General features: G+C 43.1%; 14 protein-coding genes. 9 read left to right on the top strand and 5 right to left on the bottom strand.

Going from position 1 to position 17,295, the window contains the following annotated elements:
- Positions 1-3: 3 nt before the first annotated feature.
- The 5 genes from TREAZ_RS06415 to TREAZ_RS06395 all read right to left on the bottom strand — a co-directional run bounded on the left by TREAZ_RS06415 (position 4) and on the right by TREAZ_RS06395 (position 5,149).
- Positions 4-909, bottom strand: coding sequence for a carbohydrate ABC transporter permease (locus TREAZ_RS06415; RefSeq protein WP_015711013.1), 906 nt, complete (start codon positions 907-909; stop codon positions 4-6).
- A gap of 65 nt (positions 910-974) precedes the next feature.
- Positions 975-2,324, bottom strand: a complete 1,350-nt coding sequence (locus tag TREAZ_RS06410; RefSeq protein WP_015711012.1) for an ABC transporter substrate-binding protein — start codon at positions 2,322-2,324, stop codon at positions 975-977.
- 65 nt (positions 2,325-2,389) lie between these two features.
- On the bottom strand, positions 2,390-2,950 hold the full coding sequence (locus tag TREAZ_RS06405) for a flavin reductase (RefSeq protein WP_015711011.1): 561 nt from the start codon (positions 2,948-2,950) through the stop codon (positions 2,390-2,392).
- Positions 2,951-2,959: 9 nt separating this feature from the next.
- Positions 2,960-4,549, bottom strand: coding sequence for a glucose-6-phosphate isomerase (locus TREAZ_RS06400; RefSeq protein ID WP_015711010.1), 1,590 nt, complete (start codon positions 4,547-4,549; stop codon positions 2,960-2,962).
- 126 nt (positions 4,550-4,675) lie between these two features.
- Positions 4,676-5,149, bottom strand: coding sequence for an arginine repressor (locus tag TREAZ_RS06395; RefSeq protein ID WP_015711009.1), 474 nt, complete (start codon positions 5,147-5,149; stop codon positions 4,676-4,678).
- 127 nt (positions 5,150-5,276) lie between these two features.
- Here TREAZ_RS06395 and TREAZ_RS06390 point away from each other — a divergent pair, with 127 nt between their 5' ends.
- The 9 genes from TREAZ_RS06390 (at position 5,277) to TREAZ_RS06350 (ending at position 17,124) form a co-directional block, all read left to right on the top strand.
- Entirely contained in the window at positions 5,277-6,659 is a 1,383-nt protein-coding gene (locus tag TREAZ_RS06390; RefSeq protein WP_015711007.1) for a flagellar assembly protein A, read from the top strand.
- Positions 6,660-6,691: 32 nt separating this feature from the next.
- A complete protein-coding gene (locus TREAZ_RS06385) occupies positions 6,692-7,210 on the top strand; it encodes a TM2 domain-containing protein (RefSeq protein ID WP_015711006.1) in 519 nt (172 codons plus the stop codon).
- Positions 7,211-7,289: 79 nt separating this feature from the next.
- Positions 7,290-8,327, top strand: coding sequence for a LacI family DNA-binding transcriptional regulator (locus TREAZ_RS06380; protein WP_015711005.1), 1,038 nt, complete (start codon positions 7,290-7,292; stop codon positions 8,325-8,327).
- 222 nt (positions 8,328-8,549) lie between these two features.
- Positions 8,550-9,806 carry an ABC transporter substrate-binding protein gene (locus tag TREAZ_RS06375; protein ID WP_015711004.1) on the top strand — a complete coding sequence of 419 codons (1,257 nt, stop codon included), beginning with the start codon at positions 8,550-8,552 and terminating at the stop codon, positions 9,804-9,806.
- Between the two features lie 67 nt (positions 9,807-9,873).
- Entirely contained in the window at positions 9,874-10,746 is an 873-nt protein-coding gene (locus TREAZ_RS06370) for a carbohydrate ABC transporter permease (protein WP_015711003.1), read from the top strand.
- Complete coding sequence (locus TREAZ_RS06365) at positions 10,746-11,570, top strand: carbohydrate ABC transporter permease (protein WP_015711002.1); 825 nt, start codon at positions 10,746-10,748, stop codon at positions 11,568-11,570. Before TREAZ_RS06370 ends, TREAZ_RS06365 begins: the two co-directional genes overlap by 1 nt.
- 33 nt (positions 11,571-11,603) lie before the next feature.
- Entirely contained in the window at positions 11,604-13,733 is a 2,130-nt protein-coding gene (locus TREAZ_RS06360; protein ID WP_015711001.1) for an alpha-L-fucosidase, read from the top strand.
- A gap of 17 nt (positions 13,734-13,750) precedes the next feature.
- Complete coding sequence (locus TREAZ_RS06355; protein WP_015711000.1) at positions 13,751-14,965, top strand: hypothetical protein; 1,215 nt, start codon at positions 13,751-13,753, stop codon at positions 14,963-14,965.
- Between the two features lie 17 nt (positions 14,966-14,982).
- On the top strand, positions 14,983-17,124 hold the full coding sequence (locus tag TREAZ_RS06350; RefSeq protein ID WP_015710999.1) for an alpha-amylase family protein: 2,142 nt from the start codon (positions 14,983-14,985) through the stop codon (positions 17,122-17,124).
- The last annotated feature ends 171 nt before the right edge of the window (positions 17,125-17,295 follow it).

The raw sequence follows: 17,295 nt of genomic DNA, 5'->3' as shown, positions 1-17,295 counted from the left end.
GGCCTACTCCTTTCCGCCGAATTTCTTTTCTACCGATTTGGTGACGCCTATCAGAATAAAGCTGATGATCACCATGACGGTGGAAATGGCGTTGGCAAGGGGATAATTGGGAGCGCCCCTGAAGGCCATCATATACATAAAGAGGGAAAGCACGCTTGTCTGGTTCGCAGGCCCCCCGTTGGTCATTACATAAATCAAGTCGAAGGATTTTAAAGAACCCGAAATTGCCAGGATTGCGCTGGTTACAATTACGCCGGAAAGGGCCGGCAGTATGATACGGGAGAAGATTTGGGTTTCTTTTGCGCCGTCTATCCGGGCAGCTTCGATAATGGAGACATCAATGCGCTGAATATTCGCCAGGAAGATAATCACGTACATTCCGGTATACATCCACAGCATTACTATCAATACAGGGATCATGGGGTGGTTGTTCAAAGTAAATTCTGCGGCAGGATTAAAAATCCTTACAATTTCCATATAGACGCTGTTTGAATTGAGATAAAAACTCTTGAACAGTATGCCTATAATGACAGGGGAAATAACGTTGGGAAGATAAACCATGGTCTGGAAAAAATCCGTCCCTTTAATCATCTTGCGCGAAAGTATATAGGCCAGGATGAAGCCCAGGGGAATCTGCCCGAAGACCGACATCAGAACAATGTACATATTGTTCTTCAGGGCAATATAGAAATACCCATTGGGATTGGTAAAGATTTCGATGTAGCTTTTGACACCTGCAAAATGAACCTTGGGGTTCCCGAAAACTTTACCGCCGTTGTAATTGGTAAGGCTTAAGGCAACGGAAAAGGCTGTCGGAAAGGCAACAACCGCAAAATAGATTGCGACTGCCGGAATAACCAGGATCAGATACGATAAACTCTGTTCCCTTTTAGAAGTCAAATCCGTCATGATCACCCCCTTAAAATTAAAAGAGGCTGTAGTGACTACAGCCTCTTCAATTTATTTATACCGCGTTATTGCTTTGCTTTCCACGCATCAAAAGCGCGCTGGGCAGCCTGGGCAACCTGCTGGGGGGTCTGGCTTCCAAGCCCGATAGCCTGGAGGCCTTCGTTGATGGGGGTATAGACTTCGCCGGCAAAGACGCCGTCGATTACCACAGTAGTGGTAGTGTACTGTCCGCCTAGCTGGCTTCCCTGGATCTGGAGGGGTTCCAGTTTAAGGGAGGAAGCATTAATGTCGGTTCTGGTGGGAGTGGCAATACCGCCGGTTTGGAGCAGCCAAGTCTGGATTTCCTTACCCGAGAGCCACTTAACAAGACGCCATGCGGCATCTTCTTTTGCAGAATCTGCGGGGATATTGGCGTTAATGCCCCAGCCTGTGCCCAGAATACCGGAGGATGACTTATTAAGCTTGGCGCCTTCGATATCGGGAAACACAGTGACCTGGAAATTGGCCTGCCGGGCAGGATCAATGAGGGCCTGACCGGTAGAAGAATCGGTGATGAAAGCGCCGATGCGCCAGTCGCCGTCGATATAATAAGCGCCTTTATTGGTAGCAAACTGTCCGATACCGCTGCCGTAGTCTGTGGTCAATGATGCGCGGGAAATTACCCCGTCATCATAGAGGGTCTTGATGAAGGTTAAGGCATTCACAAAATCGGGATCTGTGAATTTTGCCTGGCCTGAAAGGATCTTTTGCTCCCAGCCCGCTCCGCCGAAACGGCCGGCAACGAGGGAGAAGAAACATGACTGCATAACCCAATCGTCCTGATTCGCCATGATAACAGTCTCATAACCCTGGGCCTTAAGTACCGGAACCTGTGCCTTGAGTTCTGAATAGGTCTTGGCAGGGGTAAGGCCCGCTGCTTTGAGTACTTCGTTGTTAATATAGAAGGCATGGCTTGAGGTGATGGCCCTGGGAAGTATTGCCAGGTAACCTGCGCCCTGGGCATTAGGATCAAGAGCGCCGGGCAGAGTATTCGCCGCCAGTCCGTCTTTGGCTATCAGGGATTTCAGATCCTTCAAAAGATGCTGGGTATGAAGGGTGGTGGACCTTCCCGACGGCCAGGCATAAATTACGTCAGGAAGCTGCCCTGCAGCCGCATAAGCCTCGACCTTGTTATGGAAGGGTTCGTTGAACAGATCTTCCCGTATAACCTTGATATCGGGATTTGCCTTTTCAAAGGCTTCCCAAACCTGGGCTACTTCGCCTGAAGCATTGGCCGAGGTCATATCGAAGTAATTCAATACCTTCAATTCTACCTGTCCGCTTGCAGCGTTGGAATTTGACTTCTTGCAGCCGACAAGTGCAATGGCCAAAACCAATACCATGGCCAGCACTAAAAACCGATTCGCTCTTTTCATTCAATTCTCCTTATATATAAATTGTTTCATAAACACCCTAAGTATCGTAACTGCGGGCTTGTAAGTCAATGGCATTGAAAACTGATAATCTCCCCGATGAACATACGGTGATAATCTTGGCCGTTATAGGCCTTCTCTATGGAAACAGGATCAAGAAACTTCGACGGATCAAAGTCGTGGGTGTAAAGCTTGCGGCAGACAATAATTTCTTTTGCTTCCTTAAAACCAACAGCCCCTGCGGCAGTGCCTGAGCCGAACACAATTGGCGTCAGCCCTGCTTCAGAAGCCTTGTCGATATCCCTGCCCGATTTTACGCCGCAGAGGTCCAGGGCTGTACGGCAGGATTCGTCAAAAAAAGAGAGGGTGAATAAACTGGACGCATTGGCAAGATGATAGGTCTGACGCGAGGGCCTTATAAACATGAAAGCCACATCCCTGCCCCATAATACCCCAAGGCCGCCCCACGAGGCGGTCATGGTATTCCAGCTGCTTTTATCCTTCGACACATCCCCTGCAGTAATCAGCATCCAGTCAGAGCCTATGCGCTGTGAAGGGGAGCCGGAGAATTCCTTGATGCTCCTTTCTTTCCACCCGCTATCCGCAAGTATTGCTTCCTTTTGCTTCATATAAATTCCTTATACACCCAGGAGGGAACCATACGCATCGAGCACCGGATCGCCAGTGCTGCCGCCTGTTTTTGAAAGTATCTTCTTTGCCAGCACCTTGCCAAGCTGCACCCCTTCCTGATCAAAGCTGTTGAGGTTCCAGATAAAGCCCTGGAACATGATTTTGTTTTCAAAATGGGCAAGGAGCGCGCCGAGGGTTGCGGGCGTAAGGGCCTTCCCGTAAATAAGGCTCGAAGGCCGTCCCCCTAAGAATTCTTTGTTGCCGTTGCTGTCCTGCTTGCCTTTTGCAAATGCGGTGATCTGGGCTGCAAGATTGCCCTTGAGCTTTGTCTGGCTTGAGGATCCATCTACCTCAACATCATCCCCCTTCTGGCTTTCGAGGAAGCCCACAAACTGGAGAGGCACAATATCAGTGCCCTGATGCAAAAGCTGGTAGAAGGAATGCTGGCCGTTGGTGCCGGGCTCGCCGAACACCACAGGCCCTGTTGAGTAAGAAACAGCCGCGCCGTCCCGGTTCACCCTCTTGCCGTTGGACTCCATGTCCAGCTGCTGAAGGTGGGCAGGGAAGCGTGAAAGGCCCTGGCTATAGGGAAGCACCGCGGTATAGGGGTATTCCAAAAAATTCCTTTCCCATACCCCGATGAGGGCGTCGAGCAGCGCCGCGTTCTTGAGCGGATCGCTTTCCAGGGCTGCCTTGTCAGCCTCGTGGGCGCCCTGCAAAAATTCCTTGAACACCTCGCTCCCAAAGGCCAGGGAAAGTATCACCCCTCCAACCCCGGAAGTGGAAGAATAACGGCCGCCGATAAAATCGTCAATATAGAAAGAATCCAGATAGCTTTGGTTATGGGCAAGAGGGCTGGTCTCGCTCGTGACTGCTACCATGTGCTTTGCAGGGTCGAGGCCCGCCTTCCTGAGCTTGTCCTTGATGAAAAGTTCGTTGGCCAAGGTCTCCTGGGTAGTGCCGCTTTTGGAAACAAGCACAAAGAGGGTCTCGTCCAGGGGAAGGGCCGAGGCAACCTTCGACGCATCGTCAGGGTCCACATTGGAGATAAACTCGGCCCTGAGCCTTTTCTTGCCGGCTGCTGCAGCCCAGTTCTCAAGTGCCAGGGCCATAGCCCGGGGCCCCAAATCAGAGCCGCCTATGCCGATCTGCGCTACCGCTGTATAAGCCTTGGCAGCGGACGGTCTGAGCTCCCCCGCCCTTACCTTGTCCGCAAAAGCGCTGAAGCGTTCAAGTTCATTACGGTAGAATTCGCCTATGTCCTTGCCCTCGTGAACCACTGCCTTGCCCAGCTGCCCCCGGAGGAGCTGGTGCAGCACCTTCCGCTTTTCGCCGGTGTTGATCACTTCGCCATCCAGCAAAGCCTTGTACTTGACGATGGCTTCCTGCTGTTCCGCCAGCGTTTTCAGTTCCGCCAGGACTTTGTCGTCCACCGCCTTAGCCGCATAATTATACACAAGCCCCGCAGCCAGCGGAACAGAGTACTTCTTTACCCGTTCAGGATTAAGAGCCGCGTTAAAATCAAACTTCCTGTAACTTCCTGCGAGGGCCTTAAGCCTGCCAAAAGCTCCGGCCTTGTCAAAATCGTTGAACTGCATAATATCTCCTATACCTAAAGTATTTCCAGCAAGGAATCATCCGCGATTCCAGTAAGGAATCGTCAGTGGCTCCAGCAAGGAATCGTCAGTGATTCCAGTAATGAATCGCCTGCAATCCTGCAAGATCTAATCCTCCAGCTCCGGGATGCTCTCCTTCATGCGGTTCATGAAGTCCTCGCCGGAAAAGCCTTCCCTCAAAACTACCAAAACTGCATTGTCCCTGCCCGAGAAGGTGCCCAGCACGTCATCAAGGCCCAGGTTGTCAACTGCCAGGGCTACAGAATCGGAGTGGCCCGAATAGGTTTTGATCACTACCAGATTACTCGACCATTCAATGGAAATATAGCCCCGCAGAAAGTCGTGGATGTAGGTACGCTCGGTCTCCTGGCGCTCGTCGTCCCCGGGAAGGGAATAAACATAGTTGTTATGGCCATCGGAGATTTTGCCCACTTTGAGGAGCTTGAGATCCCTGGAGAGGGTGGCCTGGGTTACTAAGAAGCCTTCCTTTTGCAAATACCCTAAAAGGGTCTCCTGGGACTCTATACGATAGGTTTTTATTAACTTTCGGACCGCCTTAAGACGTGCCAGCCTTTCTTTCACGAATATTTATTCCTTATTCATGCATAAACATACAGTATCTGGATAAATCATTCAATAGATCAAGAAATTTTCAGCAGCCCTTGTTTGCCTTTTAGCTTATAATAGCCGATATTTATAGAAGAAAACTATGAATACAGCCACCCTGGTACCTGAAAACCCCAACGATGCCCATATCTCCGTGATTTTCATGGAAAACGACCTTGAAGCCAAGGGGGATTTTGTACCGGCCATGAGCGGCGGCGCCCCCTTTACTCCGGGGTACATAGATTCGCTCCTTCAAAGGCTCAATATCGTATACGGCGTGCAGCGCGAGGCCATCAACGAGGCAGCCATGCGCTGTACCAAGGAGCGGAAAATCATCAAGGATGTGGTCATAGCCTCAGGCGATCCGCCGGCCAACGAAGTTCTTGAATACATACAGCTCAACCCCCTGCTGGGAAAAAGCGCCGAACCCGACGCAAGGGGCAAAGTGGACTATCGGGAGCAATCCCCCTTTATCATCGTAAAGAAAGATCAGGCCCTGGCAAAGCAGAAATCCCGAAAGCCCGGCAAGGACGGCATGAATGTCCACGGCGGCTCCATACCCCACGGGGTTGTGAGGCCCGAAGGCGTCAGCGGGGGCGACAACACCCGCATGGAGGGCAGGTTCATGCTTTCCAACATCAACGGCCAGCTCATAGAGACGAAGGGCATGGTGAGCGTCCAGAATTTCCTGGTCATCAAGGGGCCTGTGGGCTACAAAACCGGGAACATCGTTTTCCCCGGCGATGTGGTCATAGAAGGGCCGGTTTCCGACGGCTTCAAGATTTATTCAGGCGGCTCAGTCAGCATAAAGCAGACCTTCGATGTTACCGATGCCATCACCAAGACAGACCTTTCTGTGGCCGGGGGCATTATAGGCCGGGGCAGGGCCCTGGTAAAAGTCGGAGGCGTCCTTAAGACAAAATTCATAGAGAATTGCCGAGTAGCCTGCCGAAAGACAGTCACAGTAGACACGGATATTATCAACTCCAATGTCTTTACCCTTGAAAATGTTGAAATGGGGGACAAAGGCGCCATACTGGGGGGCGAAATTTACGCTGTCAAAGGCGTCCGAACCGGAAACATAGGCAAAAAATCCGGCAAATCCACCCACATACACTGCGGCATAGACTTTACGGTCCAGCAGGAAAAAGAAAAGAACAACAACATACTGCGGATAGTGGCCGCCAAACTCGGCCGCCTCAAAACCATGATGGAAGACCCGGCTGCCGACGAACCAAAGAAAGCCAAAATGGAAGAACTCCGCCGCCGCCTCGAAGCAGAACAGCAAAAGGCTTCCGCCGTGGTCACAGAGCTCATGGGGCATCTCAACACCTACGACAATGCAACAGTAGAAGTATCAGGCGAGATAGCCGCCGGCACCCTCATAGAAATCTGCCAAATAGCCCTCTTTGTCACAGAACCCCTCAAAAAAGTACGGGTCAAACTGGACAAGGAAAACGGCAAATTAATAACAGAAAACCTCTAGGAAGAATCATGAATTTCAATTAGTATTAGGCTATGTACAGTGTGGGAATTGCATACCTGTTATGGCTGCTCTCGGGCTTTGGGGCTTTAGGCTTCCACCGCTTTTACCTGGGGAAGATCCCCACAGGCCTCCTCTGGATGTTTACCGGCGGCCTGGGCATGGTCGGCTCAATATACGATTTCTTCACCCTGGGCAGCCAGGTGCGGGAAGCCAACATACGGAATGCCATTTTCAGCCGGGGGCAGCGCCGCGAAACGAGCGGGTCCAACTGGCGGGTAGTTGAAGACGGCGAAGCCAGAGTGGTTCACGGCAAACCCGGCGAAAAAGAAAGCCTCGAACGCATCATCCTCAAGCTGGCCAAGGAAAACAGAGGCATACTCACGGTAAGCGAAGTTGCCCTGGCAGCAGATATTTCCGTTGACAGCGCAAAAAATGATCTCGATGCCCTGGTCTCCAAGGGCATAGCGGAGCTTCGGGTGCGCAAAACCGGCACCCTGGTTTACGTTATCCCCGAGATCATGGACAGGGATGAGCCGCTGGAGGATTTCTAGTATTCGGGAAACTTGGCTCCTGATGCTGCTGTCTGTCAGTGTATTCAGCTTATGATAATTAGCATAAAGGAGAGATGAAATGCCGGGAATGCGCGATGTTGCAAGGCATGCAAAAGTAGCATTATCCACAGTTTCCGCAGTCTTAAGCAACAGCGATAAATATGTAAGCGATGATGTCCGAAAGCAAGTATATGCGGCTGCAAAAGATTTAGGATATATTTTTACAGAAAAAAAGAGGTCTAGTCAAAAAACAATAGCGGTTGTACTGCCCATTATTACCAGTTCTTTTTTTTCCAATGTTCTTACCGGGATCGAGGATACCATCTCAAAGGATAAAAATTATCTTTTGTTTTTTAATTCAAATTATAGTTTTGAAAAAGAACAAATGCTCCTTAAAACACTGCACAAACAATTTTTAACCGGTGTCATAGTAGATTCTATCTGCCCTTCTGATTTGGAAAGCAATTATTATTCATGGCTGGAAAAAGAATTCATAAGCAAAAACATTCCCGTATTGATATTGGAACGAAAACTGGAATCTGAAAAGTTTTATACTATTTATTTGGATAATTTTACCAGCGCCCAGAAAGCAACACAGCATTTAATTGATCTGGGGCACAAAAAAATAGCCCATATATTGGGAAACAGCCACATGCAGCATTCATTTGAGCGATTGGAAGGCTATAAGCATGCATTGATTGAAAATGGCATACCAATAGACCCGGAATTAATTCAGCAAGGTGATTTTACCGCAGCAAGCGGATATTTAGCGACAAGAAAATTACTTGATATTCGAAGGGATTTTACCGCCATATTTTCCGCTAATGATCAGATGGCCATAGGGGCAATAAAAGCATTACGGGCCAATGGGAAAAACATCCCCAAGGATTGCGCTATAGTAGGGTTTGATAACTTGAGCATCTCGACACTTATCGATCCTGCATTATCGACCATAAATGTCCCCACTTTTTTGATGGGCCGTATGGCGGCGCGGATTATCATGGAAACCAGTTCTGGTGGCTCTTACCCCCATTCCAACAAATTGGATTCAAATTTGATCATACGCCGATCTTCAGACATAAATGCAATAAATGAATGGGATTTGATTGGATGGTAATTGCCTACCCAGCAATAATTATAGAAAACACTTCAAATTCTGTTTTCTGATGATTTATTACTGAAATTGGTATTAAATTATTTAGATATATAAATATTTATTTTATAAATATAGATATACTATCATTTCAAATAAACTTACCTTTTTATTTGTTTTTTTGTTTGACAAACGTTCGCTACCATGATAGAATGACTCTAGTAAAACTTTATTCAGGAGGAATTCATGAAAAAGGGACGGAAAATTTTTTTGCTGGTTTTGACCTTCATTGTGGCTATGGTATTGCTTGCTTGTGAAGGAAAATCAAAAGCTGCTGCGGCAGGGGATGAAAAGGTTAACCTTAGGCTTTCGTTCTGGTTTGGCGCTGCCGATATGCCTGCATGGCAGAAGGGCATTGATGAATACATGGCTCTTCATCCGAATGTAACTATAATTGCAGAAAGTACACCTTGGGGCGAATATTGGACTAAATTGAATTCCCAGATAGCTGCAGATGCACAGGCGGATATTATCGGAATGGTCAGTATGTATTCCAATTTCTTTATCCGAAATGGTGCCCTATATGACTTTTCACCCTATATAAAGAAAGAAAATTTTAATTTAGCAGATTTCTGGCCTGGCATGATGGAAGCATACACCGTTAATGGCGGTGTATATTGCTTCCCCTACGATCTATCTACCAATTTACTGCTCTGTAATCTGGATATTTTTGAAGAAATGGGTGTCGAATACCGTCCGGAAGGTTACAGCATGGAGGAATTTGTCCAGATAAGCAAAAAACTTACCAACTCAAGCCATTATGCTTCCTATTTTTATGTTGACGGCTGGGTAATGTACGATTTGCTCTGTGCTGCCGGTGTTAATCCCCTGGATTCCAGCGGGAATATTGCTCTCAATAAATCTGATGCAGTAAATACAATCCAATGGCTTGCTGATTTAGCCCTTGTCAATGGTACACAGCCTCGTTGGGACAGAGGAACAGCTGCTGAGTCACTTTTTATGTCCAAGCGTGTTGCTATGTACAGTGTTAACCCTGAGTGGGTAATGAAAATTAGAACCGATATGCCCGATATCAAACTTGATGTTATGGATTATCCTTTCCTAGGTAAAAACGGCAAACGAGTAACTGAGGGCGGTTCCTTCGCCATTTCTTCCAAGACAAAATACCCTGACATCGCTTGGGATTTTTTAAAAACCTATACCAGCTCGGAAAAACTTGGTGAAATTGTCGGCGCCACCCACAGGGGTATTCCAGGTAGAGTATCGTCAGCACCCCTTATGCTCACTTCCAAACTTGCTGTTCCGCATTCTCAGCTTTTCTTCGACATAATGAAGGGATCTACCTGGATTGATTATCCCTTCCGTACTGAAAGTGAAGTTGAACTTGCCAATGTACTTGACCAGATTTATATCGGCCAGGTAACCGCAAAACAGGGTATGGATAATTTTATGAAGGCTGTTGCTGAAATTCAGGCAAGGTAGGTTAATTCAATTATGGTTACAACAATGTCAATAGACTGCTGCTGTGACCATAATTTAGGGTAATTGTATGGATAGCAAGAAAAAAGAGGCCCTCGCCGCAACATGTTTCCTCGCACCCAATATTGTTGGCTTTATGGCATTCACAATTGGGCCTATTATTGCCTCTCTTTATTTTTCACTCACCGAATGGAATTTAATAACTTCTCCAAAATGGGTTGGATTCGCTAATTTTAAATTTCTCTTTAAAGACTCACGATTTATCCAAACTGTTACTAATACCTTTGTATATACAGTTGCAACTGTTCCCTGCGGAATAGCAATAGCTTTAATTTTTGCTTTGCTCCTAAATACGAAAATTAAAGGGGTTACGTTATTCCGTGCAATATTTTTTATTCCTACAATAGCTACAATGGTTGGTGTAGCAATGCTCTGGCGTTGGCTTTTGCAGGATGATATCGGTCTTATTTACTATCTTCTTTCCCTTGTCAATATTAAGGCTCCGCATTTCTTAAGCAGTACTGAATGGGCTTTATTCTCTGTCAGTCTCGTTAGTATCTGGAAAGGATTAGGTTATAACATTGTCCTTCTCCTGGCTGGTCTTCAGGGCATTGATCCAACCTATTATGAGGTAGCGCGGATGGATGGAGCGACAAGGCTTCAACAGCTTAAAAATATTACTTTACCGCTTTTATCCCCAACTTTATTCTTTGTAATTATTATGGGAACAATCAGTTCTTTTCAGGTATTTGATCAGACATTCATTTTAACAAAGGGTGGACCTGCATATTCCACAACCACTATTGTCTATTATATATATTTACAAGGATTCCAAACAATGAGAATGGGGGTTGCTTGCGCCTCTTCAGTTTTATTGTTTATTGTAATAATGGCAATTACCCTTGTACAATGGCGAGCGCAAAGGAAATGGGTTAATTATTAATGAAAACCAATAGAAGCATCAACTTCTTTATTTATTTAGCTCTAATAATAATGGGAATTATTATGGTATTCCCCTTTCTTTGGATGCTTACAACATCCTTAAAACCTGCAAGCGAAGTATTCTTATATCCTCCTAAATTGTTTCCACAGAATTGGCAATTCAAGAATTATATTGCTTTATGGAATGCCGCTCCATTTGGGCAATTTTATATAAACAATATTATTGTATCAATTGCCATTACTGTCGGTCAACTAATAACCTGTTCATTAGGCGCATATGCATTTTCCCGTCTAAAATTTAAGGGTAGAGATAAATTGTTTCTACTATATCTTGCTACGCTAATGATACCATTTCAGGTTACAATGATTCCAATTTATTCCATAATAAAGACCCTCAAATTAATTAATACTTTAAAAGCAATTATTGTACCATCATTATTCAGTGCTTATGGGACGTTTCTGCTGCGTCAGTTCTTTATGACCATTCCGGGTGAATTAGAAGAGTCAGTTAAGATTGATGGTGGTGGCTACTTTTTGTGCTATATTGCTATAATTATTCCCCTCAGCAAAACTGCACTGGCAACATTGGGAACATTTGTTTTCCTGTTCGCATGGAACAATTTTCTTTGGCCCATGCTTGTTATTAATACATTATCTCTGTATACCTTGCCTCTGGGGATTACTTTTTTCCAGGGTCGTTATGGAACCCAATGGAATATGCTTATGGGTACCGGAATAATTACTATGATGCCACTTCTTATAGTTTATATTTTTGCTCAGCGATTCTTTATCAGCGGTCTTACTGTCGGTGCTGTAAAGGGTTAATAATATTATTGAAATACTTATTGGAGGTATATTATGAAAGAATGGTATAAAAACAGATTCAGAAGAAATTTGATTGACATGCATATTGAGGAATGGGATAAAGAATTTTTATCCAAATTTGATCCGAAAAATTATTTAGATAATCTTATAGAAGCAAATATAAATGCACCTATGATTTATTTACAATCCCACGTTGGTCTCTGCTATTGGCCTACAAAAAGCGGGAAAATGCATGAAGGTATTAAGAGCAAAGAGGATATAATTCGTCAATTAGTAGATAAATGCCATGGAGCCGGAATGGATGTCATAGCTTACTATAGCCTTATTTATAATAATTGGGCTTATAAGCAACACCCGGACTGGCAAATGAAAAATATCCACGATCACGGTTCAAGATTTGACGGCTCTAGATATGGACTATGCTGCCCTAATAACATTGATTACAGAAATTTCGTTGCCGAACAAATCAAAGAATTAAGTGACTACTTTCAATTTGAAGGGATTTTTCTTGATATGACATTCTGGCCAATGGTCTGTTACTGCGATAGCTGCAAGGAACGATGGGAAAAAGAAATAGGTGGACATATGCCGGACGTTGTTGATTGGAACGATCACGCTTGGGTTAAATTTCAACGCAAGCGTATTGATTGGCTGGGTGAATTTGCTCAATTCGCTACAGCGGAAGTAAAAAAACATAAACCCGATTGTTCTGTTGAACATCAGTATTCTACTGTTGTTAATCACAATTGGCGATTTGGGGTTAACGAAAATATTACCTTGGCTAGCGATTATGCGGGCGGGGATCTTTACGGTGGAATTGCCGAACAATCTTTTGCTTGTAAGGTTTATTATAATTTAACTCGTAATCAACCATTTGAATATATGACCTCACGCTGTTATACATCACTTGCAGAGCATACAACCAACAAATCCATGGACCTTTTGAAATTAAGCGTTATGCTTACTTATCTGCATCATGGTGCTTGTTTGCTAATTGACGCTATTGATCCTATAGGCACCATTGATAATCGTGTCTATAAAAAATTCGGAGAAATATTCTGCGAGGCCGAGAAAGTTGAGCCTTATATGTCAATAGGTGAACATGTTTACGATGTGGGGCTGTATTTTAATTTATTCGCAAAAATGGATACATTGGCTAACGGTATACCCGTTGATCAAATAGCAGCTGAAAATACAACGCCACCCGAATTATCTGCATTGGAAGCTGGGAATTGTTTGCGAGCTCATCATATTGCCTATTCCGTTTTAAACAGCTGGAAATTGGAATTATTAAATAATAATACAGTAAAGGTACTCGTCCTTTCAGACATTCCATTTTTGAGTGACAAAGAATTAAGTGTGATTAAAAAATATATATCTAATGGCGGTAGTGCTTATATAAGTGGTAGAACTTCTCCTTCCCTTATTGAAGAAATATTCAAAATAAAATTTGAAAATTTTACAGATGAGAAGGTAACTTATATTTCACCAACAGAAGAAGGAGCATTCGTATTTAGAAATGAGTATACAAAGCAATATCCATTGGCAATGTTTGAACCCCAGCCCATATATTCAGGGAAACCTATAGGTAAGATATATGGAACAACAACTCTTCCTTATACAATCCCAAATCCAAGGAGTAATTTCTTAAATGTAACCCCAAAACTTGATGAGATACAGAAAAAACTTGATGATGAAATTCATAAATTTGCATCTATTCATTCCAATCCACCCGGAAAATTTACAAATAAACCTGCAATGATGCTCACAGAATACGGTAAAGGAAAGGTCTTCTATTCAACTTTACCTATAGAACGCGCCAAGCGTGAGCAGCATAGCGATATTTTCTCAGGAATAATTAAAATATTATTAAAAGATAATATCCCTGTATTCTCTTCCGACAATGCTCCTGAGCCCATAGAATTTATTCTATTTAGCGATCCCAATAAAAAGGTAAAAATTCTAGGAATTATTAATATTCAAGAAGGTTTTCATACTATTCCGGTAGGTAATTTTACCGTCTCGGTCTATTCTGAGATTGCTCCTAAAGAAGTACTTAAACTACCGGAAAAAAGCCCGGTTAAGTACATTTATGGAAATCAGCAGGTCCAAATTCCTATTGATAATTTACATCTTTACTCTATGTTGTTACTACAATTTTAATTTATTGGGAGTTTTTTATGAATAGAAAAGAGTTGTCACAGAAGGCACTGGAAAAAGGAAATGGTGTTTTTCATTTAATACCAACATGGGTTCCCCGATCTTTTTGCAGACCGGGAAAACGTATTAAGCTTCACCCATCAGATTATTATATCTATGGACTAGATCGTGGAGCTATAGATGAACGATGGTTTTCATCTACAACCCATGCCGAAAATGGTCCAAAGACAACTGAAGATGAGGGCTTAAGTTATATTATAGTGGATGAAAAAAAAGACGAAAAAATTTTATTAAGGGATGCGATTGAAATCTTAAAAGAAGAGGCGATCGGAGATGTCCTTTATAAAAAATACGGACGTTGGCCGATATATTCTAAATTTTTTGACAATCTAGGTCCACTACCTCATCATATTCATCACAACGATAAATTCGCTGCCCGTGTCGGACAATCTGGAAAACCAGAAATGTATTTCTTTCCTTCCCAGGTTAATAATCATGGAGGAGAATTTCCATTCACTTTTTTTGGTATAAATCCTGATAACACAAAGCAGCAGGTTAAACATGCCCTAGAAAATTTTTCAAAAGGTGATAATAATATTTTGAGTCTTTCCAGATCATTTAAGCTTGAACTGGATACCGGATGGGATGTCCCTCCTGGAGTCCTTCATTCACCTGGAAGCCTCTGTACTTATGAACCGCAATTTGCATCCGATGTTTTTGCAATGTATCAATCTGTTTTATATTATGAGCATTGCGTTTCTGAAGAATTATTATGGAAAGATTGCCCTCCTGAAGAAAAGGGTAATTTTGATTATCTTATAGAGGTTATAGACTGGGAAATTAATACCGATCCTGATTTTCATAAAAACCGTTTCATGCAGCCAAAACCAGTAAAACCATATGCTGAAATGAAAGAAGATGGTTACATTGATGAATGGATATGCTATAAATGCAATAAGGTGAGCGCAAAGAGGTTAACGGTTCTTCCCGGCAGGACAGTTACTATAAAGGACAATGCTGCTTATGGGATTATTTGCCTCCAGGGTAATGGCGTATTTGGAGGGCACAAACTGGAGACTCCTACTTTAATTCGTTACGGTCAATTGACCAATGATGAATACTTTGTAACGGAAAAAGCCGCAAAGAAGGGGATTATCATTAAAAATTGTTCAACTGTAGAAGATATAGTCATTTTAAAGCATTTCGCTGAAAATCCTGATTTAATTATCCAATAATACAAGGAGTAATACTTATGGAACCGTGGTACAAAACCAAATTTCGTCGTACTTTAATGGATATGCATATAGAAGACTGGGATAAAACATTTCTCTCGGAATTTGATCCTGAAGTTTATTTTAAGGCGTTAAAAGAAGCAAAAATTTCAGCCGCGATGATTTACGTTCAATCTCATGTTGGGTTATGTTATTGGCCGACAGAATCCGGAGTAATGCATAAAGGTTTTATTGGCAAAGAAGATGCAATGAAACGTTTGTTTAATTTATGCCATGATGATGGTATTAATACAATCCTCTACTATAGCATTATTTATAATAATCGTGCTTATGAACTGCATCCGAAATGGCGCATGATAGACGGAAAAGGCAGAGGATCCAGGGACTATGGCGGTCGCTATGGGCTAAATTGTCCAAATAATAAGGACTATTTAGAATTCGTTAAAAAACAAATAGCCGAATTTAGTGATTACTTTGATTATGATGGTATCTTTTTTGATATGACATTTTGGCCTGAAGTTTGTTATTGTGATTCTTGTAAAGAACGTTGGGAAAAAGAAGCTCCGACCTACGGCGCCAAAGGTGAATTACCAAAAACCGTTAACTGGAAAGATCATAATTGGAAAACTTTTATAAAATTACGCCATGAATGGATTGGGGAATTTGCCAAAACAATTACAAATGAAGCAAAAAGGCTTAAACCTGGTGTATCTGTTGAACATCAATATGGCAGTTCGATGAATTTTTGGCGCTTTGCCAATAATGAAAATGTTACTCTTGCCAGTGATTATGTCGGGACGGATTTATATGGAGGAATAAAAGAGCAGAGTTTTGCTTGTAAAGCATGGTATAACCTTACTCAAAATCAACCGTTTCAATATATGACATCCCGTTGTTACCCATCCTTATCAGAACATACAACAACTAAAACCTATGACCAATTACGTCAATGTGTCGCGATGACCTGTTTACACCATGGTGCCCCTTTATTAATAGATGCAATCGATCCTGTTGGGACAATTGATGATACTGTTTACAAAACCATCGGAAAGGTATTTGGTGAAGTTATACCAATGGAACCATACCTTACACATGGTAAATTGACCTGGGATGTAAGCTTATATTTTGATCTTAATGGGAAAATGGATATTGAAGCCAAGGAATATGACGTTTTGGATCCTGCATTAAATGGTGGAACACCTGAAGGCGGGACTATGCCTCATTATATAGCATTACGGGGTGCTTCAGACTCTTTGGCGCGGCATCATATTCCGTATGGAATAATCAATAATTGGAAAATAGAACAGTTAAAGGAGCATAAAACTCTTGTCTTATCAGATGTGCCTGAAATGCTTCCCGAACAGGCTTCTTTTATTCTTGATTATCTGCGTGATGGTGGAAATGTATATATAAGTGGCCACATATCACCAGTATTATTAAAAGAACTGTTTAATGCCGAATGGGACCGCTACACTTATGAAAATATAACCTATATGTCTCCAGCTAATAATAGCAATATAATGCAGGGGTTATTTACACAAAAGCATCCTCTGATAATGTTTGAGCATGCACCCATACTAAAAAAAGGTAATATTAAAGGGGAAATATTAGCGACACTTGTATTACCCTATACCCCGCCTGGAGTTCCGGCATCGGTATTTCCGACCGATGTACTTGCAAAATATTATATTGATAAGAAAAGTCCCAATTACCCCTTTGCAACAATCCATGCTAATCCTCCGGGAATTTATACCGATCAACCGGCAATAATCAAGGCCCTATATGGAAAAGGCAAAGTAATTTGGAGTGCCCTGCCAATAGAAAAAGCGGATCGTTTCCAACACAGTGAAATATTTGCCGGAATAATTCGATATTTATCCGGTGATGATTTTCAGTTTGGGGCTGATTGCCCGATCAGTATCGAATGTATTTTATTCGACGATCCCGAAAACAAGCAGAAATTATTTGGCTTAATCGAAACCCGGGAAGATACAATAATACCACCAACATATGATCTTAGGGTCTGGATTAAATCAACAGAGCCTCCAAAAAAAGTCCATACAGTCGATGGAAGCGATTTACCTTTCGATTATCGTGAAAATAAAATCACGATAGACATTCCAAAAATTAATATATATGATATGATTATCATAAAGTATTAAATTTTGGTGAAAGCCGCTGGAGGATTTCTGAAAAAGGGTTTTATGATAAACGCTGATAATCGCCAAGGTGTACACAGCATAGGCAATGGAAAGATCTGTGCCTATATATTCGGGGAGCGGATATTTTCGATATTACGGGCTTCTATTACTCGACATAGCCTCTTTCCAGCT

This window comes from Leadbettera azotonutricia ZAS-9, assembly GCF_000214355.1.
GTDB classification, from domain to species: Bacteria; Spirochaetota; Spirochaetia; order Treponematales; family Breznakiellaceae; genus Leadbettera; species Leadbettera azotonutricia.
This window is presented reverse-complemented; position numbering and strand designations above follow the sequence as displayed.